The sequence below is a fragment of the Pseudomonas sp. NPDC089530 genome (assembly GCF_050280705.1).
GTDB lineage: Bacteria > Pseudomonadota > Gammaproteobacteria > Pseudomonadales > Pseudomonadaceae > Aquipseudomonas.
The window spans coordinates 1-20,429 of the sequence record NZ_JBNNVU010000098.1 but is presented as its reverse complement, the minus strand read 5'-3'; the positions used below and the strand labels follow the sequence as shown (position 1 = coordinate 20,429).

The 20,429-nt window shown below is 62.1% G+C and carries 23 protein-coding genes, 1 pseudogene and 1 riboswitch; of the genes and pseudogenes, 14 read left to right on the top strand and 10 right to left on the bottom strand.

Annotated features, from left to right (window positions below):
• Positions 1 to 625 (bottom strand): uracil phosphoribosyltransferase (gene upp, locus ACQKQA_RS25735; protein ID WP_427563810.1); only part of this gene is annotated, 625 nt, incomplete at its 3' end.
• Positions 626 to 799: 174 nt separating this feature from the next.
• On the opposite strand from upp, the gene ACQKQA_RS25730 reads away from it, so the two are divergent.
• The 4 genes from ACQKQA_RS25730 (at position 800) to ACQKQA_RS25715 (ending at position 2,756) form a co-directional block, all read left to right on the top strand.
• The gene (locus ACQKQA_RS25730; protein ID WP_427563808.1) at positions 800 to 1,357 is read left to right on the top strand and encodes a hypoxanthine-guanine phosphoribosyltransferase; all 558 of its coding nucleotides are present in this window, start codon (positions 800 to 802) and stop codon (positions 1,355 to 1,357) included.
• Between the two features lie 3 nt (positions 1,358 to 1,360).
• On the top strand, positions 1,361 to 1,834 hold the full coding sequence (locus ACQKQA_RS25725; protein WP_427563806.1) for a WbuC family cupin fold metalloprotein: 474 nt from the start codon (positions 1,361 to 1,363) through the stop codon (positions 1,832 to 1,834).
• A gap of 85 nt (positions 1,835 to 1,919) precedes the next feature.
• A complete protein-coding gene (locus tag ACQKQA_RS25720) occupies positions 1,920 to 2,405 on the top strand; it encodes a hypothetical protein (protein ID WP_427563804.1) in 486 nt (161 codons plus the stop codon).
• Between the two features lie 63 nt (positions 2,406 to 2,468).
• Positions 2,469 to 2,756, top strand: coding sequence for a PA4642 family protein (locus ACQKQA_RS25715; RefSeq protein WP_427563802.1), 288 nt, complete (start codon positions 2,469 to 2,471; stop codon positions 2,754 to 2,756).
• A gap of 132 nt (positions 2,757 to 2,888) precedes the next feature.
• Here the strand turns inward: ACQKQA_RS25715 and mqo are convergent, their stop codons facing one another.
• Together mqo and ACQKQA_RS25705 are read right to left on the bottom strand one after the other, a co-directional pair.
• Entirely contained in the window at positions 2,889 to 4,400 is a 1,512-nt protein-coding gene (gene mqo / locus ACQKQA_RS25710; RefSeq protein WP_427563800.1) for a malate dehydrogenase (quinone), read from the bottom strand.
• A gap of 732 nt (positions 4,401 to 5,132) precedes the next feature.
• A complete protein-coding gene (locus ACQKQA_RS25705; RefSeq protein WP_427563798.1) occupies positions 5,133 to 5,366 on the bottom strand; it encodes a hypothetical protein in 234 nt (77 codons plus the stop codon).
• Positions 5,367 to 5,573: 207 nt separating this feature from the next.
• On the opposite strand from ACQKQA_RS25705, the gene ACQKQA_RS25700 reads away from it, so the two are divergent.
• Positions 5,574 to 6,158, top strand: a complete 585-nt coding sequence (locus ACQKQA_RS25700; protein ID WP_427563796.1) for a YajG family lipoprotein — start codon at positions 5,574 to 5,576, stop codon at positions 6,156 to 6,158.
• A 152-nt stretch (positions 6,159 to 6,310) separates the two neighbouring features.
• On the opposite strand, the gene ACQKQA_RS25695 is transcribed toward ACQKQA_RS25700, so the two are convergent.
• Positions 6,311 to 6,517, bottom strand: coding sequence for a hypothetical protein (locus ACQKQA_RS25695; RefSeq protein WP_009050770.1), 207 nt, complete (start codon positions 6,515 to 6,517; stop codon positions 6,311 to 6,313).
• A gap of 186 nt (positions 6,518 to 6,703) precedes the next feature.
• Between ACQKQA_RS25695 and ACQKQA_RS25690 the strand changes: the two genes are divergently transcribed.
• A complete protein-coding gene (locus tag ACQKQA_RS25690) occupies positions 6,704 to 6,991 on the top strand; it encodes a hypothetical protein (RefSeq protein WP_427563794.1) in 288 nt (95 codons plus the stop codon).
• A gap of 72 nt (positions 6,992 to 7,063) precedes the next feature.
• Here ACQKQA_RS25690 and ACQKQA_RS25685 read toward each other — a convergent pair whose 3' ends face one another.
• A complete protein-coding gene (locus ACQKQA_RS25685) occupies positions 7,064 to 8,233 on the bottom strand; it encodes a 1-acyl-sn-glycerol-3-phosphate acyltransferase (protein ID WP_427563792.1) in 1,170 nt (389 codons plus the stop codon).
• 142 nt (positions 8,234 to 8,375) lie between these two features.
• Between ACQKQA_RS25685 and ACQKQA_RS25680 the strand changes: the two genes are divergently transcribed.
• Genes ACQKQA_RS25680 through ACQKQA_RS25670 form a run of 3 tightly spaced genes read left to right on the top strand, consistent with a single transcriptional unit; the run spans position 8,376 to position 9,483 of the window.
• Complete coding sequence (locus ACQKQA_RS25680) at positions 8,376 to 8,558, top strand: CPXCG motif-containing cysteine-rich protein (RefSeq protein WP_427563791.1); 183 nt, start codon at positions 8,376 to 8,378, stop codon at positions 8,556 to 8,558.
• Between the two features lie 10 nt (positions 8,559 to 8,568).
• Positions 8,569 to 8,829, top strand: a complete 261-nt coding sequence (locus tag ACQKQA_RS25675) for a putative signal transducing protein (RefSeq protein WP_427563790.1) — start codon at positions 8,569 to 8,571, stop codon at positions 8,827 to 8,829.
• A gap of 33 nt (positions 8,830 to 8,862) precedes the next feature.
• Positions 8,863 to 9,483: an SOS response-associated peptidase gene (locus tag ACQKQA_RS25670; RefSeq protein ID WP_427563788.1), complete on the top strand. Its 621-nt coding sequence runs from the start codon at positions 8,863 to 8,865 to the stop codon at positions 9,481 to 9,483.
• Positions 9,484 to 9,498: 15 nt separating this feature from the next.
• Here the strand turns inward: ACQKQA_RS25670 and ACQKQA_RS25665 are convergent, their stop codons facing one another.
• Entirely contained in the window at positions 9,499 to 10,242 is a 744-nt protein-coding gene (locus tag ACQKQA_RS25665) for a methyl-accepting chemotaxis protein (protein ID WP_427563812.1), read from the bottom strand.
• A gap of 111 nt (positions 10,243 to 10,353) precedes the next feature.
• A pseudogene (locus ACQKQA_RS25660) lies at positions 10,354 to 10,557 on the bottom strand (HAMP domain-containing protein); the annotation flags it as partial.
• 1,354 nt (positions 10,558 to 11,911) lie between these two features.
• Here ACQKQA_RS25660 and ACQKQA_RS25655 point away from each other — a divergent pair.
• Positions 11,912 to 12,727: a M48 family metallopeptidase gene (locus ACQKQA_RS25655; protein ID WP_427563786.1), complete on the top strand. Its 816-nt coding sequence runs from the start codon at positions 11,912 to 11,914 to the stop codon at positions 12,725 to 12,727.
• 91 nt (positions 12,728 to 12,818) lie between these two features.
• Here ACQKQA_RS25655 and ACQKQA_RS25650 read toward each other — a convergent pair whose 3' ends face one another.
• The 3 genes from ACQKQA_RS25650 to ACQKQA_RS25640 form a co-directional block, all read right to left on the bottom strand.
• Positions 12,819 to 13,403: a TMEM165/GDT1 family protein gene (locus tag ACQKQA_RS25650; RefSeq protein ID WP_427563784.1), complete on the bottom strand. Its 585-nt coding sequence runs from the start codon at positions 13,401 to 13,403 to the stop codon at positions 12,819 to 12,821.
• A gap of 88 nt (positions 13,404 to 13,491) precedes the next feature.
• Positions 13,492 to 13,615: riboswitch (yybP-ykoY riboswitch) on the bottom strand.
• Between the two features lie 51 nt (positions 13,616 to 13,666).
• On the bottom strand, positions 13,667 to 14,665 hold the full coding sequence (locus ACQKQA_RS25645) for a methyltransferase (RefSeq protein ID WP_427563782.1): 999 nt from the start codon (positions 14,663 to 14,665) through the stop codon (positions 13,667 to 13,669).
• Positions 14,666 to 14,698: 33 nt separating this feature from the next.
• Positions 14,699 to 15,664 (bottom strand): 2-hydroxyacid dehydrogenase, encoded by a 966-nt coding sequence (locus tag ACQKQA_RS25640; protein WP_427563780.1) that lies wholly within the window; start codon positions 15,662 to 15,664, stop codon positions 14,699 to 14,701.
• An 83-nt stretch (positions 15,665 to 15,747) separates the two neighbouring features.
• On the opposite strand from ACQKQA_RS25640, the gene ACQKQA_RS25635 reads away from it, so the two are divergent.
• The 4 genes from ACQKQA_RS25635 to ACQKQA_RS25620 form a co-directional block, all read left to right on the top strand.
• On the top strand, positions 15,748 to 16,377 hold the full coding sequence (locus ACQKQA_RS25635; protein WP_427563778.1) for a LysE family translocator: 630 nt from the start codon (positions 15,748 to 15,750) through the stop codon (positions 16,375 to 16,377).
• Between the two features lie 134 nt (positions 16,378 to 16,511).
• Positions 16,512 to 17,591 (top strand): hypothetical protein, encoded by a 1,080-nt coding sequence (locus tag ACQKQA_RS25630; protein WP_427563776.1) that lies wholly within the window; start codon positions 16,512 to 16,514, stop codon positions 17,589 to 17,591.
• 201 nt (positions 17,592 to 17,792) lie between these two features.
• The gene (locus ACQKQA_RS25625) at positions 17,793 to 19,475 is read left to right on the top strand and encodes a fatty acid--CoA ligase (RefSeq protein ID WP_427563774.1); all 1,683 of its coding nucleotides are present in this window, start codon (positions 17,793 to 17,795) and stop codon (positions 19,473 to 19,475) included.
• A gap of 337 nt (positions 19,476 to 19,812) precedes the next feature.
• On the top strand, positions 19,813 to 20,429 hold a 617-nt coding region (locus ACQKQA_RS25620), incomplete at its 3' end, for a DUF1302 domain-containing protein (RefSeq protein WP_427563772.1).

The following is a 20,429-nucleotide window of genomic DNA, read 5'->3' as shown; positions in this document are numbered from 1 at the left end:
GCAGAAGTACGGCTACAAGCCAACCGCTATCCCGGTGGCCGTGGACGCCCTGGCCGTGTTCGTTGAGTTTCTGATCGATGGAGGCGGTGTAGATGATCACGTCCGGGTGGGCTTTCTCGACGGCTTCGATGCCTTCGGGGGCGGCGACCAGCACCATGGCGCGGATGTCCTTGCAGCCGGCCTTTTTCAGCAGGTCGATGGTCGCGACCATGGAACTGCCGGTAGCGAGCATCGGGTCGATGATCATCGCCAGGCGTTCGTCGATTTCCGGGACCAGTTTTTCCAGGTAGGTGTGTGCCTGCAGGGTTTCCTCGTTGCGGGCCACGCCCACGGCGCTGACCTTGGCGCCCGGGATCAGGCTGAGCACGCCGTCGAGCATGCCGATGCCGGCACGCAGGATCGGGACCACGGTAATCTTCTTGCCAGCGATCTTCTCGACCTGGACCGGGCCGCACCAGCCCGGAATCTCATAGGATTCGAGCGGCAGGTCCTTGGTGGCTTCATACGTCAGCAGGGCACCGACTTCCTGAGCGAGCTCGCGGAAATTCTTCGTGCTAATGTCGGCGCGGCGCATAAGGCCAAGTTTGTGTCGGATCAGCGGATGGCGGATCTCACGGATGGGCATAGGGAAAGGCTCCGGCGGCGGGCAAAAAAAACGGCCTAGATTAATCTATCCGCGGGTGTTGTCCTATAGACATCTGGACATCTCAGTACGTTAGTCCAGAAACGCTTGATCTGACCGGGCCGGATGCGTACCTTTGCCCGCTTTTCCGAAACTGCCACCCCCCTGGAGAGCGCCATGTCCGCTGATCTCGAGCATATCCGTCAAATCATGCGCGAGGCTGACTGCCTGTACACCGAAGCTGAGGTCGAGGCGGCCATCGCCCGAGTCGGTGCACAAATCACCGAACAACTGGCGGAGCGCAATCCGGTGGTGTTCTGCGTGATGAACGGTGGTCTGATCTTCTCCGGCAAGCTGCTGACCCACCTGCAATTCCCCCTGGAAGCTTCCTACCTGCACGCCACCCGCTATCGCAACGAAACCAGCGGCGGCGAGCTGTTCTGGAAGTCCAAGCCGGAAGTGTCCTTCATCGACCGTGACGTGCTGATCATCGATGACATCCTCGACGAAGGTCATACCCTGGGCGCGATCATCGACTTCTGCAAACACGCCGGCGCCCGCGTGGTACACACCGCCGTGCTGATCGACAAGGACCATGACCGCAAGGCCCGTCCCGACCTGAAAGCCGATTACGTTGGCCTGCCGTGCGTGGACCGTTACATCTTCGGCTACGGCATGGATTACAAAGGCTACTGGCGTAACGCTGCCGGCATCTTCGCCGTCAAGGGGATGTAAATCATGAGTGAGCCGAGCTTTCTTGATCAGTCGTTGTTCAATGAGTTGGCCGAGAAGGCGTCGACTAACCCCCGTGGTCGTCAGCACCACAACTTTCACGCCATGGAAGAGCCATGCCATCGCATGGCCGTCGGGCTGCAACCGGCCACTTATATTCCGCCGCACCGTCACCTGAGCGCCGACAAGGCCGAAACCCTGTTGGTGCTCAAGGGACGCCTGGGCCTGTTGATTTTCGATGAAGTGGGCCAGGTTCGGGAGAAGCGGGTCCTGGAGGCTGGCGGTGACTGTGTGGGCGTGGACCTGCCGGCCGGGGTCTTTCATGGCCTGGTGGTACTGGAGCCCGACAGCCTGATGTTCGAGTGCAAGGCCGGGCCCTATCGTCCGGTGGGCGAAGGCGAACTGGCCAGTTGGGCACCCCGCGAGGGTGAGCCGGGCGTGGCCGAGTACCAGGCCTGGATGCGCGCCCACTTCGACTGAGGCCACACTCGCTTCCGTAGCTGCTGCCGCAGGGAGCGCAGGGCCAACCCATGCTAGAGTGCATCACCCTTGCATGGAGCCTCTCATGAGCCTGTTGATTCGCAGTAGCGCGGCCCTTCTTCTGACCCTGAGTCTTCCCCTGGCCGCGGCCCCGGCGCCCATGCATGGGCAGTTCCTGCCACCGGATGACCTGAGCCTGCGTGATGCCGCGCCCGAGCAGCAACAGTTGTTGCAGGTCACCGAGTACTCGGTGGTCATTGGCAGTCAGCGCCAGTCCAACCAGCAGCCGATCCCCGTGACCTCGCCTGTGCTGGTCCGCCTCAAGGGCAAGCCGCTGAACAAGGGCGCGACCATCAGCCAGGTGCTGCTGAATTTCGATGGCGAGAGCAAAAGCCTGAAAAAGCCGCAGTTCGACGACAAGAGCAAGACCCTCACCCTGTTCTATCCGCTGGCCCAGTATCGGGTGGTGATGGACCTGCTGCGCAACGACACGGTGTATTGCCAGTTCCTCAGCTACGCCAACGGCCATATCTGGGCCGATCTGCACACCGGCGCCGTACGCTCGCGTTGAGGCTCGACGCGGCCTGGGAGTACACTGCGTGCCCCGTGAAATGTCTGCGAGCTGGAGTCGGCAATGCGTAAAGATAAGAAACAAGTGATTGGTGACGAGATCGGCGATGCGCAGATCAAACTGTTCCTCGATTTCGAGCCAGCCGACGCCACTTCCCCGTCCCTGCACAAGCTGATCAAGGCTTACCGCGGCCTGCGTATCGACGATTTCGAGCGTTTCCTGGTGTTCTTCGTCGAGGCCGGCTACGACCTGGACGGTCAGGACGAACACGGCAAGAACTTCGTGGCCCTGATCCAGGACCAGCGCAACGCCGCCGATTACATCGAGCTGATCGAAAACGCCCGCGGCTGAAAAGCGCTGTTCTGTAGAGACGAGCTTGCTGGCGATCCAGGCCGCGCCGTATATCTGCCAGGCCCGGCAAGTAAAAGCCCATAAAAAAACGCCCCGTTCTCCTGGAGAACGGGGCGTTTTTCATGGGGCTGCTTAAGCGTAGCTTTCGGCTTCGCTGCTCTGCTCCACCAGCTCCAGGCTGACGTTGTTCTCGCTGTTGATCTTGCGATACAGCGCAGCGTCGGCTTCCAGGGCCTTTTCACGGGCCGGGAAGATTTCCTTGAGCTTGGCGGCCCACTCGCCAGTCGCCTTGGCCGGGAAGCAGCGCTCGATCAGTTCCAGCATGATCGAAACGGTGACCGACGCGCCCGGCGAAGCGCCGAGCAGGGCGGCCAGGGAGCCGTCCTTGGCTGCGACCAGTTCGGTGCCGAACTGCAGCACACCACCTTTCTTCGGATCTTTCTTGATGATCTGCACCCGCTGACCGGCCACTTCCAGGCGCCAGTCTTCGGCCTTGGCTTGTGGGTAGAAGCGGCGCAGGGATTCCAGGCGCTGCTCCATGGACTGCATGACTTCGCTGACCAGGTACTTGGTCAGGTCCATGTTGTTCTTGGCCACGGCCAGCATCGGGCCGATGTTGCCGGCGCGCACCGACATCGGCAGGTCCATGAACGAACCGTGCTTGAGGAACTTGGTGGTGAAGCCGGCATAAGGTCCGAACAGCAGGGATTTCTTGCCGTCGACCACGCGGGTGTCCAGGTGCGGCACGGACATCGGTGGCGAACCTACCGCGGCCTGGCTGTAGACCTTGGCCTGGTGGTGCTTGACCACGTCCGGGTTGTCGCAGCGCAGCCATTGGCCGCTGATCGGGAAGCCGCCGAAGCCTTTGCTTTCTTCAATGCCGGAAGCCTGCAGCAGCGGCAACGCCGCGCCACCGGCGCCGAGGAACACGAACTTGGCGTCGACTTCGCGGCTGTTACCGCTGTTGACGTCCTTGATGCTCACGGTCCAGCCGTTGTCCTTGTTGCGCTTGAGGCCGGTCACGCGCTTGCAGTACTTGACCTGGGCGTCGGGTGCGCTGGTCAGGTGCTTGAGCAACTGATTGGTCAGGGCGCCGAAGTTGACGTCGGTACCGTTGAGCACGCGGGTGGCGGCGATGGTTTCGTCGGCCGGACGGCCCGGCATCATCAACGGCATCCACTCGGCCATCTTGGCCTTGTCTTCGGTGTATTCCATGTCCGCGAAAGCGTGATGCTTGCTCAGCATCTCGAAGCGCTTCTTCAGGAAGGACACACCGCTGTCGCCCTGCACGAAGCTCAGGTGCGGCACCGGGCTGATGAAGGACTTGGACGAGCCAAAAGTGCCTTGCTTGGTCAGGTAGGACCAGAACTGCTTCGACACCTCGAACTGGGTGTTGATGTGCACGGCTTTCTTGATATCGATGGAGCCGTCGGCAGCCTGTGGCGTGTAGTTCAGCTCACAGAGGCCGGCGTGACCGGTACCGGCGTTGTTCCACGGGTTGGAACTCTCCGCGGCACCCGAGTCCATCAGCTCGACGACTTCCAGCTTGATCGCGGGGTCGAGTTCTTTGAGCAGTACGGCGAGGGTGGCACTCATGATGCCGGCCCCAACCAATACGACGTCTACTGCTTCGTTATGCGCCATTAACGCGTCTCCAAAATCTGCAGCACCAAATTGACGGCATAGCTGCCAGGAGTTACAGGGCGGTTCACGTTATGCCCCAAATCACTCATGGCCAGGATCGCCATGTCCGAATCTCGCAATTTTTCGCAACTTCGACGGACGCTACCAACCGGGCCTGATCCGCGTATGAACGCATTTCAGGGCAGGGTGGGCAATTCGACTTATGGCCGAGAGTCCGTTTGTGCAACCAAATCCGTAGCGGACAGGCTTCAGGCACCAGTTCTTGAGGTGTGCTCGGTCCTGTGTAATCGGGCTGTTGTAGACGCTAATGGTGCTTGTACAGACGCAAAACTATTCATTTGCTCGCCACACTCTTGTGAAGTTGTGAAAACCCGTTTTTTCACGCTCTTTTGAAGACGTGAACCTCAAAAAAGGGCTGCCCCAGCCTGGCACCGGCCCGAGGGGGGAATGCCGACATGGAGCACGTGGCATTAACGGGCGAACAACTCAGTGGCCGAGCAATGGCAGCTCTGCAGATGCGCGAAAAGCGGTGGGTTGCACGATGAACAGCAAGCACGCCGGCTTCACTCGATCTGTGTGGGCGGCTCTCTGTGGGCAATGCGGGGGAGCTGATGCTGATGCATCGGCGATGCTGCGAGGCCCGATCAGGAGACGTCCTTATAATCGGGGGGAGATTGTAACGAAGAAATGCGCAGAAATGACCCTGTTTAATGACTTTTATTAGGCTTTTGGTCAGGTGGCCATCATCGGTTGCACCCCGGCGCGGGCAATGTGCGGGCTGACACGGGCATTGGCGGGCAATGGCTGGTGCAACCAGTTGAGACGGATTTCCTCGATTTCCACCCAGCCGTCGCCCATTGGTGGCACCTTGCAGTGCTTGAAGGCCTGGCAGCGCCCCTGCGGGTCGAGCCTGGCGAAGCTGCGGAATTTCTGGCGCGGAGCGAACAAGGACCAGAGAAAGTGCATGGCGATGTACCTGTTGGGCAGTTGCGAGGAAGAATGCCGCTCGGGAGTTACATGGTCGTGTAACGCCGGTTACGGGGAGGTTACAGGAACCGGCTTGTATGGAACCTGTCTGAGAGCTGACTGGCTCGTGCCGGGCCGCTGGTTAGCGGCCGTAGACCCCCGCTATACTGCGCGCCTGATTTGTGCCTGATTTCTGGAGAAATGAGCATGTTGCAACGCCTGTTGTTCGGTTTGATCACTGTGACCAGTTTGACGCTGGCCGGCTGCGCCCACAGCCCACAACAACTCAGCCCGGAACCGAAGCTCACCTCCCAGCTCGCGCCGGTCGGCCACGGCCAGCCCGTGGTAGTGAGAGTGGTGGATGGCCGTCCGTCGCCAACCTTGGGTACCCGTGGCGGGCTCTACCCGGAAACCAGCGCGATCACCGTCCAGAGCGCGCAGGTCCTGCCGAAGCTGCAGGCCCAGGCCGAAGCCGCGGTGCGCCTGCTGGGCTTCACGCCAACCGCCAATGCGCTGAATGCGCCGCAGTTGACCGTGACCCTGACCGAACTGAAGTATCAGTCGCCCAAGGAAGGCATGTACGTGACCGAAGCCACTATCGGCGCGACCTTCCGCTCCGATGTGCAGAACGCCAACCGTCGCTACAGCGGTCGTTACGGCGCGTCCCTGGACCAGCGTTTCGGCATGGCGCCGAACCAGGAAACCAACACCAAGCTGGTCGGCGACGTACTCAGCGATGCCTTGACCCGTCTGTTCAAGGACCCGAGCATCGGCCAGATCCTCGGCGAGTAATGCGAGCCCCGTAGCCGCTGCCGAGCGCCAGCGAGGCTGCGATAAGGCCCGAAGGGCCTTGCTTGACGTCGTAAGCTCCGTACATAAAAAAATCCCGGCTTCCATCGAAGCCGGGATTTTTTATTGTCTATCGATTCTTTTCGCCTAAGGACTCACGCCGCCTCAACATAAAAATCCAGCACGCTGACGCCCGTCAGCAGATCGGTTTCCGGCAGGTCCGCATGCTGGTGTCCGCCGAGGGCGCAATACACCAGCCAGTGACGGTCCTGAACGTTGAAGGCCAGGCCGCCGACCAAGGCTTCCTGCTCGTCGCTGGGGGCGATCAGGTAGAGGCGATCCTGGTTTTCTGCATGCAGCATGACAAGCTCCGTGTCGGTTTCGAGGGGCGCCAGACTGGCCTGTTTAGATGACGAACGTATGACAGAAGGAATTAACCGGCCAACGGCTTGTTATCTGTCGGAAAGCCCGGGCAGAACGTGGGCCCTTGGGTAAAATCCGCGCCGCGGGTCGCAGGGCCCGTAGTCCGGTTTCCTTCGAGGTTCGTGATGTCGCTGCAACTGATCTGGTCGCTGGTCAGCGCCCACCCCGCCAAACTGATCAATATCCTGGCCTTGCTGTTCGCCTTTCCCGGCAGCTGGTTGCTGCACGCCACCCGGCGTCGCGAGCAGCGCGCGCTGGCCAATCTGGCTGCCCAGAGCCAATCCCGCTCCCAGATGCTGCCGGCGCAAGCGCTGGACGGGGCGACCTTGCGCATGAACCGGTTCTTCTACCGTTTCGGTTTTGCCTGCCTGGGGCTGGCGCTGCTGGTGTCGTGGATCAGCACGCGGTTCTGATGGCCGCCAGATCGCGATCGACCTGAACGACAACGGCGCCCGAAGGCGCCGTTGTCGTTCATGGGATCAGCGTCATGGCAATGCCAGGCCCGCCTTGACCCGGTACTGGTTGCGCACCGGCGTCGCGTACTGCAGGACCAGGTACGGGCGATGTTCCGCCGGGCAGGCCTCCAGGCGTCGTTGCCACTCTTCCTGGGCCTTGGCCAGTTCGTCCGCCGGGAACACCTGGGCCGCGCTCGGCACCTGCAATTCCGGGTCGGCATCGCTCCACTGGGCGTAGGCCAGGTAGTGCACCGGGAACAGGCGATAGCCGCCGAGAATCTGCCGGTCCATTTCCACCGCCAATTGCTTGGTGTCCTCGAAGACCTCGCTGATCGGCGCGGCGAAGTTCACGTGGACCCGGCCTTTATAGCCGGTGATGCCCTTGGCGATGCTGATGTCGTCTTCGCCGGGCGCCTTGGTGTAGCTGCCGGTGGTGGCGCGGATGTACAGCTCGCGGGCCTTGGCCTGGTCGCAAGGGTCGTATTCGTAGCTGATCGACACCGGGGTCAGGTTCAGCGACTGGATCACCTCGCCGAACGGCTCGTCCTTGCGGCTCATGTGGAACATCTTGAGGATCGCCGACTCGGTACGGTCGTCGCCGTCCTTGGCCCGGCCTTCGGCCTGGGCGATCCAGATCGATGCGCAGTCGTTGCGGATCGAATGGTTGATATAGGCCGACAGCAGCTGATAGGCGGCCATCTTTTCCCGGCGCCCGGTGATCGAACGGTGCACGATGAAACTCTTGTTCAGGCGCATCAGGTCGCTGACGAAGGGCTTCTGCAGCAGGTTGTCGCCGATGGCGATGCGCGGCGTCGGCAGCCCGGCGTGGTACACGGCGTAATTGACGAAGGCCGGGTCCATCACGATGTCGCGGTGGTTGGCGATGAACAGGTAGGCGCTGCCGGATTTGAATTGCTCGACCCCGGTGTAGGTCACGCCGTCGGTGGCCCGCTCGATGGTGTGGTCGACATAGAACTCGACCTTGTCCTGCAGGGTCGCCACCGAAGTGACCGCGGCGAACTCGCGACGCAACCGATGGGCTATAAGGGGTTTGAGCAGCCAGCCGAAAGCGCTGGCAAAGCGCGGGAAGCGGAAGTGGGTGAGGATATCTAGAAACGCCTTGTCGCCGAGCAGCCGGGTCAGTACCGCAGGTACTTCGCTGTCGTCGTAAGGTCGGATGGCATCGAATTCGCCCATCATGCTCTCTTGTTGGAAACGGCTAGGGTAAGAAAAGGTTTGAATCGAAAAAAATAGCTGGGCTCGGTCCGAAAAGTAAGCACGGATCTCAATAGCCCTGCAAATAGACCGGCGATTATACGCACAAGTCACTCCGGAGGCCGCGATGCTGGAAACCGAGCGCTATCAATGTCCCTACTGTGGTGAAGAATCCGAGATCGTGCTGGACCTGTCCGGGGGCGATCAGCAGTACATCGAGGACTGTCCAGTCTGTTGTCGGCCCATCGTGTTCACGTTGCAGACCGACGGCGAGGAGTGGATGCTCGACGTGCACAGTGAAAACGACTGATGGAGGCGCCATGCAGCGAATCTACGAGCCGGAAAACCTGCTGGAAGGGGAGTTGCTCCAGGGCATGCTGGCCAGCGAGGGCATCGAGGCCCATCTGGTAGGGCGGGATCTGCTGGGCGGTACCGGAGAGTTGCCAGTGTTCGGCCTGCTCGGGCTGGCGGTGGATAACGATCAGGCGCAATACGCCCGGGAACTGATCACCGCGTACAATGCCGCGCTGCCGCTGCCCGGCGATGAGCCGGCCAATCATGCCGGCGTGCTGATCTGTTAGGCTGGCCGCCGTTTTTCAAGAGTTGTTTGCCCCATGTGTGGACGTTATGCCCTGTTTCGCTGGAACCCCGCGTTTGCCGCTTTGCCCGGATTTCCGGCGGATCAGCAGGCGCAGTGGAATATTTCGCCCAACGATTCGGTGCTGATCCTGCGCAGCAACGACGGCCAGCGCAATCTCGCCCGCGCCCGCTGGGGCCTGACGCCGCCGTGGCTGACCGATCTGTCGCGCACCCCCGCCCATGCCCGTGCCGAAACCCTGGCCGAACAGCCGATGTTCCGCGAAGCCTTTCGCCTGCGCCGCTGCCTGCTGCCGGCCAACGGTTTTTACGAGTGGCGCGGCGGCACCCGCAAGCGTCCGTACTGGCTGACGCCGGGGGAGGGTTCGTCCCTGTTCTTCGCGGCGATCTGGGAAGCCTATCCGGTGCAGGAACAGGTCTGGCTGAGTGCCGCGGTGGTCACCCAGGCCGCGGCCAGCCAGCGCCGGCCCTTGATTCTCGATGCCCAGGGCCAGGAAGCCTGGCTCGACCCCGAGACCCCGCTGCCGGTGCTGCAAGCCCTGCTGGCCAGCCCCCCGGCCGCCTTGCGCGAGCGGGTGCTGGCCAACCTGGTGAACGATCCGAAGCTCAATGCTCCGGAGTGCCTGACTCCGGGTTGATGCCGGTCGGGCGCCTTACACCTTGAACTGATTGATCAACCGGCGCTGCTGCTCGGCCAGCTTGGTCAAGCCGGCACTGGCCGCACTGGACTCATCCGCACCACCAGCCACTTCATTAGCCACCTGGCCGATATTGATCACGTTGCGGTTGATGTCCTCGGCGACGGCGCTCTGTTCTTCGGCGGCGCTGGCGATCTGGGTGTTCATGTCATTGATCACCGACACCGCCTGGGTGATGGTCTCCAGGGCTTCGGCCGCTTTCGCCGCGTGCTGCACGCTTTCGTCGGTGCGGTTCTGGCTGTCTTCCATGACCCGCACCACGTCGCGGGTGCCTTGCTGCAGTTGCTGGATCATCGACTGGATTTCTTCGGTGGCCTGCTGGGTCTTCTGCGCCAGGTTGCGCACTTCGTCGGCCACCACGGCGAAGCCGCGGCCCTGTTCGCCGGCGCGAGCAGCTTCGATGGCGGCGTTGAGGGCCAGCAGGTTGGTCTGCTCGGCGATACCGCGAATGGCGATCAGGATCGCGTTGATGTTTTCGCTGTCCTTGGCCAGGGTCTGCACCACGCCCACCGCCCGGCCGATTTCCACGGCCAGGACGCCGATGGCGGTCGAGGTGTCGCGCACGATCTGCATGCCCTGGCTGGCGGCCTGGTCGGCATGGTTGGCGGCTTGCGCGGCCTGGGTCGCATTGCGCGCCACGTCCTGGGCGGTAGCGGTCATCTCATGCACGGCAGTGGCCACCTGGTCGATCTCGGCCATCTGCTTGTGCACACCCTGGTTGGTACGAATGGCGATATCGGCGGTGTGTTCCGAGGAGTCGCTGACACTCTGCACCGACGTCACCACCTGGCTGATCATCGCCTGCAGCTTGGCCAGGAAGGTGTTGAAGCCCTTGGCGATCGAACCCAATTCGTCGGCGCGGTCGCTGCTCAGGCGGCGGGTCAGGTCGCCTTCGCCCTGGGCGATGTCGTCGAGCATCGCCACCATTTGCTTGAGCGGCCGGGCGATGCCGTGGCCCACCAGCCAGATCACCAGCAGGCCGAGACCGGCGATGAGCAGACCGACCGTGGCCATGCCGAAGGTGTCGGCCTTGCGCTGTTCGGCCAGGTCGTTCTGCAGTTTCTGCAGGTCGGCCATGACCGCGTCCAGCGGCAGTTGCAGCATCAGAGTCCAGCGGGCGTCGGTCTGGCCGATGCTGAACGGCAGGTACAGCTCGATCCGGCCATGGGCCTCGTCGACGTTGTAGTTCACTTCGCCGCGCTTGAGGTTGCCCAGCTTGGCGACTTCTTCGCTGTCGAGAATGTCGCTGACCTTTTCGCCGAATTTGCTCGGGTCCTTGGTGTAGGCCACCAGCCGGCCATTGCCGCCGATCAGGGCCATTTCGCCCACGCCTTTATAGAGCTTCTGGTTGGCGCCCAGGAGCATGTCCTGGATGAAGTTCACCGACAGGTCCGCGCCGACTATGCCCTGGAAGGCGCCGTCGAGCAGGATGGGCTCAATAAAGGAGGCGAGCATGACGACCTTGTCGCCGACCTTATAGGGCGCCGGATCGATCACGCAGGCTTTCTTGCTTTCCTTGGAGCACAGGTAGTACTCGCTGGCGCGTACACCGGTGGACAGGACCTTCTGGTCGTCCACGTCCACCAGTTTGTCCAGGCCCAGGCTGCCGTCTTCGTTGCGGAACCACCACGGCAGGAAACGTCCGTTACTGGCATCGATACCCACGACCTTGGTGCCGATGTAGGCGCTGTCGTTATGGTCGATGGCGTTCGTTTCCCAGCCTATATAAGCACCGAGAATCTTCGGATTCTGCGCGACGTTTTCCTTGATCAGGCTGATCAGTTGTTCGCGGCTGAGCGCCAGCTGTGGATTGCCATCTGCGCCCTTGCTGCCGATCAGTGCATTGACTCGCACCAGCCCACCGGCGATCAGCAGCGGCGCCTCGAGTTCCCGCTGGATCTGGCTGACCTGGGTCTGCGCCAGCCCGACCAGCCGTTGCTCGATGACCTGCTCGAACTGGGCCTGGGTCTGTTGCTGCACCATTTCCTGGGTCCGGGCGCCAGCGAACAGGGCGTACAGCACCAGGGCAACGACCACGCTGAGGACAATGGCGCCGGCCAGGGCGGCCACGGAAAACTGGATCGACTTGAATTTCATAAGGGCTCCGGACGCAGGAATGACATCTGCCCCGGCTGTATCGGCAAGGCCCTCGTTGACCATGAGCGGGGATTGGGAAAATGGCCGTTTTACAGGGCCGCCTGTCGCAAATGGATAACTGCCGGGCGCTGCCAGGCGCGGAGGGGAGGGTTTTGTGAAATTTTTCCTACAGCGTTTCGACTCTGAAAATCATGTGCTGCACGTCCGGTGTATCTGGCGTCGATACACAACTGGGCCTAGGATACGCGCCATGTTTTCAGGGAGTGTTTTCATGAGCAAGAAACAGGTTTTGGGTGCACTGGCTGGCGCGTTGCTGCTGTCGGGTTGCCAGTCGGTCAACACCACCAGCGGTGGCGCTGTCGGCGTCGATCGCAAGCAATACATGTTCAGCATGCTGTCGACCGATGAGGTCAACCAGTCCTACGCACAGTCCTATCAAAAGACGATCGGTGAGGCGAGCAGCAAGAACGTGCTGGACAAGTCCAGCCCCAACGCCAAGCGCCTCCAGGCGATCGCCAATCGGTTGATTGCCCAGGCTCCGGTTTTCCGCGCAGATTCCGCGCAGTGGAACTGGGAGGTCAACCTGATCAAGAACGATGAGCTCAACGCCAACTGCGGCCCTGGCGGCAAGATCATTTTCTACACCGGGATCATCGACAAACTGCAGCTGACCGACGATGAAATCGCTGCGGTCATGGGCCATGAGATCGCCCACGCCCTGCGCGAGCACGGTCGCGAAGCGATGTCCAAGGCGTACGGCGTCAGTGCGTTGAAGCAGATCGCCCTGATCGCCGGCGCCCCGCAGGAAGCGGTTGCCGTGGGCGACAACGGGGTCAATCTGCTGATGACCCTGCCCAATAGCCGCGGCAATGAAAACGAAGCGGACCTGATCGGCCTGGAGCTGGCGGCCCGCGCCGGCTACAACCCGAACGCGGCCATCACCCTGTGGAACAAGATGAGCAAGGCCTCGGAAGGCGCGCCACCTGAATTCCTCAGCACTCACCCGGCGTCCAGCAGCCGGATTTCCTCCCTGGAAGCGGCGATTCCCAAGGTGATGCCGTTGTACCAGCAGGCGAAGAAGTCCTGAGCTTCCAGCGGCGTCGCTGACGCCGCTTTCGCGGGCATGCCCGCTCCCGTAAAAATAGGTGCGCCACGGTGCAAGACCGTGGCGCATGCCTTTACACCCAACCGCTGCTCTGCATGGCCTTGTACACCGCGACCAGGGCCAGGATGAAGAACGCCGAAGCCGCGAGGCGACGAATCAGGTTCAGGGGCAGTTTCTCCGCCGCGAAGTTGCCGGCCAGTACCACCGGAACGTTGGCGATCAGCATGCCGGCGGTGGTGCCGATGATCACCAGCCACAGTTCCGGGTATTGCGCCGCGAGCATGACGGTGGCGATCTGGGTCTTGTCGCCGATTTCCGCGAGGAAGAACGCGATCAGCGTGGTCAGGAACGGGCCGAACTTGCGGGTGGTGCTGGCTTCGTCGTCATCCATCTTGTCCGGCACCAGGGTCCAGAGCGCGGTGGCGGCAAAGCTCGCGGCGAGGATCCAGTGCAGCGTCGTATCCGAGAAGAAGCTGCCGAACCAGGCACCTACTGCGCCCGCAGCGGCATGGTTGGCCAGGGTCGCGGCGACGATACCGGCAATGATCGGCCAGGGTTTGCGAAAGCGCGCGGCGAGAATAAGGGCAAGCAGTTGCGTCTTGTCGCCGATTTCGGCCAAGGCAACGATCGCGGTGGGAACCAGTAGAGAGTCCAGCATCAGGGCATTCCTAAGGGGCGGGTCGACACGGCTATGACACGTACAGCCTTCCCGCCCCGGGTAAGGTGTGCGTGTCATAGGTCTTGTCAAACCCGGCGGTCCGTCTGTGCGGACTCCTGGGTCGCATACGCCATGATCTGAGGATCAAGTATGTTGACGCATGCCGGGCGAGCGTGGCGCTCGCGGGAGACTACTCCCCTAGGACGGAGCGGATTCTGCCTAGGCGAAATCCATTCGGCAAGGGTTCTTTTGCAAAAAGGTTTTCAGCCGCGTTTGGCGCTGTAGATGCGGAAACCGTCGCCTTCGGCCTTGATCGAGCACGGGCCGAGGTGCTCTTCGATCAGCGGTTGGTAACGCAGGAAACTATTGGCCACCAGTCGCAGTTCGCCACCGCTTTTCAGGTGTTTCGCTGCTTTTCGCAGCAGATTCTCGGTGGCCTGGTAGTCCGTGTGCACCCCGGTATGGAACGGCGGATTGGTCAGGATAGTATTCAAACCCAGGGGCGCGGCATCGATGCCGTCGCCGGTCAGCACTTCGGCCTCCAGGCCGTTGGCGGCCAGGGTCAGGCGACTGCTGGCGGCAGCGAAGGCATCGACGTCGAGCAGGGTCACGCTGTTGTGCGGGTAGCGACGTTTTATCGCCGCGCCGAGCACGCCCGCACCGCAACCGAAGTCCAGCAGATGGCCGCTGGGTAGTTTGTCCAGGTGTTCCAGCAACAGGGCGCTGCCGCGGTCCAGGCGACCATGGCTGAACACCCCCGGCAGGCTGACCACTTTCAGCGGCCCTTCGGCCAGCGGCAGTTCATATTCCTGGGCCAGGCTTTCCAGGGCGACAGCCTGCGGCGCCGTGTCTACGGTCACCTGCCACAGCTGGCAATGCCGCGCGCTGTCGAGCTTGCGCGGTTTGCCGAATGGGGTCAGTTGCTTGGCCGCGCGTTCGATGCCGCTGCGTTTTTCCCCGACCAGATACAGCTCGCGCCCAGCCAGGCGCGAGGCAAGGGCGTTGAGCAGGTAGTCGGTGAGCTCCCTGGATTTGGGCAGGAACAGGACCGCGCCGGCAAACGCCTGCTCGGGGGCGTTCACGCCAAAGTGGCTGCGCCCGGCGAAACGGGCGTCCAGTGCGGCCTGATCACCGGCATGCCAGCTCCAGCCATGGGCAGCCGGTAGGCGGCCGAGCAAGTTGTCGGCGGGCAGGCCGGCCAGCAACAGCGAGCCTTGGAACAAGTCAGCCTGACGAAGCAGTACTTCACTGCGCGGATCCATAATCTGCTCCTGGGAAAAAAGTGGCGCAGTTTATCAACTGACGACCCGCAGCGCTGTACCGCTGAAAAACGCCTGGGCGTTTTCCGCCAGTTGGCCGACGATGCGCTGGCGGGCTTCACGGCTGCCCCAGGCGTTATGCGGCGTCACGATCAGACGCGGGATATCAGGGGCCAGCAGCGGGTTGCCGGCGCTCGGCGGCTCGACGCTCAGCACGTCGGTGGCCGCGCCGCCCAGGTGGCCGCTGCGCAGTGCATCGGCCAGGGCCTGTTCGTCGATCAGGCCGCCACGGGCGGTGTTGACCACGAAAGCCATGGGTTTGAGCAGGGCCAGCTCCCGGGCGCCGATAAAGTGCCGGGTGTGCTCGTTGAGCGGGCAATGCAGGGTCAGCGCATCGATTTGCGGCAGCAGTTCATCCAGCGGCAAACGATCGGCCCGCGCCGGGCGACCGGGAATCTGCCCCAGCAGCACACGCATACCGAAGGCCTCGGCCAGGTGGGCGACGGCGCCGCCCAGTTCCCCGTGACCCAGCAGGCCCAGGGTCTTGCCTTGCAGTTCGACGATCGGGAAGTCCAGTAGGCAGAACTGTTGGGCCTGCTGCCAGCGGCCCTCGGCGACCGCCTGGCGGTAGTCGGTGAAGCGGGTGGCGAGGTTGAGCAGCAGCATGAGGGTGTGCTGGGCCACCGATGGCGTGCCGTAGCCCTGGCAGTTGGCGACTGTGATGCCCAGGGAGCGGGCGGCGGCCAGGTCGACGTTGTTGGTGCCGGTGGCGGCCACCAGGATCAGTTTCAACTCGGGGCAGGCGGCCAGGGTCTCGGCATCCAGCAGCACCTTGTTGCTGATCGCTACCTGGGCACCCTGCAGTCGCTCGACCACCTGTTCGGCGCGAGTCCGGTCATGCAGTTGCAGTTCGCCGAAGCTGTGACGCAGCGCGCCGAGATCAAGGTCGCCCAGATCCAGGGAACTATGGTCGAGGAAGACGGCGCGGCGATTGTTGGTCATCAACTGTACCTTTTGCACGGGAGGTCTGAAGGCGTAATCTGCCGAGCCTATCAGATGAAATAATTAGATACACAGGAGCCTTCATGTACCTCGCCGAGTTCTTGACCGTTGCCCTTATCCACCTGCTCGCCGTGGCCAGCCCGGGCCCGGATTTCGCTGTCGTGGTGCGCGAAAGCGTGACCCACGGCCGCCGCGCCGGCACCTGGACGGCGCTGGGGGTCGGCACCGCGATTTTCCTGCACGTGGGGTATTCGCTGCTGGGGATCGGCCTGATCGTGTCGCAGTCGATCGTGCTGTTCAACGCCCTGAAATGGGCCGCCGCCGCTTACCTGCTGTACATCGGCTACAAGGCCCTGCGGGCGCAGCCGGCCAAGCCCGCGACCGATGACCTGCACCTGGAAGCCGGCGAGCGCACCGCGCGCGGCGCCTTCACCTCGGGCTTCGTGACCAACGGGCTGAATCCGAAGGCGACGCTGTTCTTCCTGTCGCTGTTCACCGTGGTCATCAACCCGCACACGCCCCTGGCCATCCAGGCCGGTTATGGCGTGTACCTGGCGGCGGCGACGGCCACCTGGTTCTGCCTGGTGGCGCTGCTGTTCAGCCAGCAGAAAGTGCGCGCCGGTTTCGCCCGCATGGGCCACTGGTTCGACCGCACCATGGGCGCGGTGCTGATCGCCATCGGGGTGAAGCTGGCCTTTACCGAGATGCATTGAAGTCGCGGGTTTGCGCTCAATTGATCAGATTTTTCTGATTAGAATTTACGATTAATCGTACAATCGTCCGCTTTATGCCCCTTCGGCAGGTCGAACTCTTCGACCGTCCGAAGGGTTGCGAGAGCAGACGTTTGATGACGATACAAAAAGTACCGCAGCAGTTGCTCTATCTGGTTTATGGCGACAAAGAGGTTTATCGCCATGAAGCAAAATTCAGCATCCTGACGGCCCTCGACCAGAGCAAGGATGCCGATGCCCTGGTGATCCGGGTGATGACCGATCGCCCGGAGGATTACCGCGGCTGGCCGGTACAAGTGGTGCCATTGAGCGCGCAGACGTTGCTCGAGTGGCAGGGCGACCAGGGCTACTACCATCGCCGCAAGGCCTGCGCCTTTGCTGCGGGCCTCGAGCTGGCGGACAAGACCTTGTTCGTCGACACCGACACCCTGTTCGAGGCCGATCCGCAGCGCCTGTTCGAACGTATCGCACCGGGCCAGTACCTGATCGATGAAGTCGAGTTCCGCTGGTCCGAAGTCCGCGCCCGCCCGCAGTTCGTCAAACTCGACCGCTACCTGCAGGCCAGCGGTCATGCGGTGCCGAAGGAGCAGCGACTGTTCAACAGCGGCGTCTGTGGCCTGACGGCCGGCGACGGTCCCTTGATGCAGGCCTCGATCGCCCTGATCGACGATTGGAGTGCCCACATCAAGGACCTGCACACCCTGGAGCAGATCGCCCTGTCATTTGCCCTGGGCAGCCAGGCCGTGGGCGAGAGCAAGAGCTGCATCTATCACTACTTCTCCGACAAGGCCTTCTTCCACGCGATGCAGGCGCTGTTCTTCCAGCGTCACGGCGAAGCCTTCCGCCCGGAGTTGCTGCGCCTGCAGCGTGAGGTGCCACGGCGCAAGCCGGTTCCGTCGCTGTTCCAGCGCTCGCGGATCAAGTTCTACTTGAGCCGGCAGAACAAGGACCTGCAAAAAGTCGGACGCGACCTCCTGTATGGCAGCAACTGTCCGGTTTCGCCCTATATCGACGCTTGTCGCCATGTCTGGTGGGATCAGGGGCTGCGGCAGATTCAGCGGCGGGACATGAGCCGGCTGGCGCCGATCCGCGCCCTGGCGCAGGGCGAGTGGCCGTCCGGCTGGCCGCGGCCGCGCAATCGCGACGTGGAGAAATACCTGCGCAGCTACCTGCAACGGCACCTGCAACCCAAGTGATGGGCCCCAGCGCCTTGAGCGGGTTCAGGGCGCCATTGGCCAGTGCCAGGGTACAGGCGCTCGCGGTCGCGGGAATACTGGCTGGAGGCTAGCATTCGTACGGCTCTGCAAATCATTCCTTTGGCTGATTTGGCGGAGCCAGCGGCGCTCTAGAGTGAGCGTTCTTCAGCCACGACCGTGCAGTCACGAAAAGGGATGCTTATGTTGCAGACTCGCGTTATTCCGCCAGCCGAAGGCGCCTACCAATACCCATTGCTGATCAAGCGGCTGCTGATGTCTGGCACCCGTTACGAGAAAACCCGCGAAATCGTTTACCGCGACAAACTGCGTTACAGCTACCCGACCTTGATCGAGCGCGTGGCCAGGCTGGCGAATGTGCTGACGGCGGCAGGGGTCAAGGCCGGAGACACCGTGGCGGTGATGGACTGGGACAGCCATCGCTACCTGGAGTCCATGTTCGCCATCCCGATGATCGGCGCGGTGATCCACACCATCAACGTGCGCCTGTCGCCGGAGCAGATCCTGTACACCATGAACCACGCCGAGGACCGCTTCGTGCTGGTCAACAGCGAGTTCGTCGGGCTCTACCAGGCCATAGCCGGGCAATTGACCACGGTAAAGAAAACCCTGCTGCTCACCGACGGCCCGGAGAAGAGCGCCGACCTGCCGAACCTGGTGGGGGAATACGAGGAACTGTTGGCGGCCGCCAGCACCCAGTACACCTTCGAGGACTTCGACGAAAACTCGGTGGCCACCACCTTCTATACCACCGGCACCACCGGCAATCCGAAAGGGGTGTATTTCACCCACCGGCAGTTGGTGCTGCACACCATGGGGGTGTCGACCATCATGGGCAGCATCGACAGTGTGCGCCTGCTGGGCACCAACGATGTGTACATGCCCATTACCCCGATGTTCCACGTGCATGCCTGGGGCCTGCCTTACGTGGCGACCATGCTCGGCCTCAAGCAGGTCTACCCGGGTCGCTACGACCCGGAGTTCCTGGTGGAGCTGTGGCGCAAGGAAAAAGTCACTTTCTCCCATTGCGTGCCGACCATCCTGCAGATGCTGCTCAACGCCAAGGGCGCCCAGGGCACCGATTTTGGCGGCTGGAAGATCGTCATCGGCGGCAGCGCGCTCAACCGTGCGCTGTACGAAGCCTCCAAGGCCAAGGGTATTCAATTGACGGCGGCCTACGGCATGTCGGAGACCGGGCCGCTGGTGTCCTGCGCGCACCTCAACGAAGAGCTGCTGGCGGGGACCGAGGACGAACGCACGACCTACCGGATCAAGGCCGGCGTGCCCGTGCCTCTGGTGGAGGCGGCGATTGTCGATGGCGACGGCAACTTCCTGCCGGCCGATGGCGAGACCCAGGGCGAGCTGGTGCTGCGCGCGCCCTGGCTGAGCGAGGGTTACTTCAACGAACCGCAGAAGGGCGCGGAACTGTGGGAAGGCGGCTGGCTGCATACCGGCGACGTGGCGACCCTCGACAGCATGGGGGTGATCGATATCCGCGACCGGATCAAGGACGTGATCAAGACCGGCGGCGAGTGGGTGTCGTCCCTGGCCCTGGAGGACCTGATCAGCCGCCACCCGGCGGTACGCGAAGTAGCAGTGGTGGGCATTCCCGATCCGCAATGGGGCGAGCGTCCGTTCGCCTTGCTGGTGGTCCGCGAGGGGCATGGGATCGGGGCCAGGGAACTCAAGGAACACCTCAAGCCGTTCGTCGAGCTGGGGCACTTGAGCAAGTGGGCGATTCCCAGTCAGATCGCCCTTGTTACTGAAATTCCCAAGACCAGTGTCGGCAAGCTCGACAAGAAGCGCATCCGCGTCGACATCACCGAATGGCAAGCCAACAACAGCACCTTCCTCTCGACGTTATGAACACCCCCTACCGTGCCCGAAGGGGCACGGTAGAGCCCACCAAGCAAGCGCTTGCCTTGTCAAATCGGAATTTTCAGCCATCCTTGCCGTGCCGGCATTTGCCGGACTGGCGAAAGGACCGTTCCAGAGTGGTTGGGGGCTGCAAATCACACTTTAGAGGGATCAAGCCGTACCACCTGCTGGCTATAGTCCGCCCAAGGATTTTTAAGAACGGGGCAACCGCACAACATGGGGCGATGCAACTTTGAACGATTTCGGGGCTGACTGGGTTCCGCTCGTTCAGAGCGTTTTTAAAAGTGCTCACTGCCATAACAATAAAGCACATGGAGTAGCGTCGATGACATCAGTAAACCAGTTCTGGCGCCGGGCGAAACTGCCTCTGGCGGTCAGTCTCGCCTCTACGCTCGCCGGACCCGCCTTCGGCGTCAGTTTCAACATCGGGGAAATCGAAGGTCAGTTCGACTCTTCTCTGTCGCTGGGTGCGAGCTGGTCTACCCAGAGCCCCAACAAGAACCTGATTGGGGTCAACAACGGCGGCCATGGCCTGTCCCAGACCTCCGACGATGGCCACGCTAACTTCAAGAGCGGCGAAACCTTTTCCAAGATCTTCAAGGGCATCCATGACCTTGAACTGAAATACGGCGACACCGGCATGTTCGTCCGTGGCAAGTACTGGTACGACTTCGAGCTCAAGGACGAAAGCCGCGAATTCAAGGACATCAGCGACAGCAACCGCAAGGAAGGCGCCAAGTCCTCCGGCGGGCAGATCCTCGACGCCTTCGTCTACCACAACTACTCGATCGGCGAGCAACCGGGCTCCGTACGCCTGGGCAAGCAGGTGGTGAGCTGGGGTGAAAGTACCTTCATCGGCGGCGGCATCAACTCGATCAATGTTCGATGCGATCATGCTCGACGTCGACAACGGCCCCGAAGGCCTGACCCGGAAAACCAACA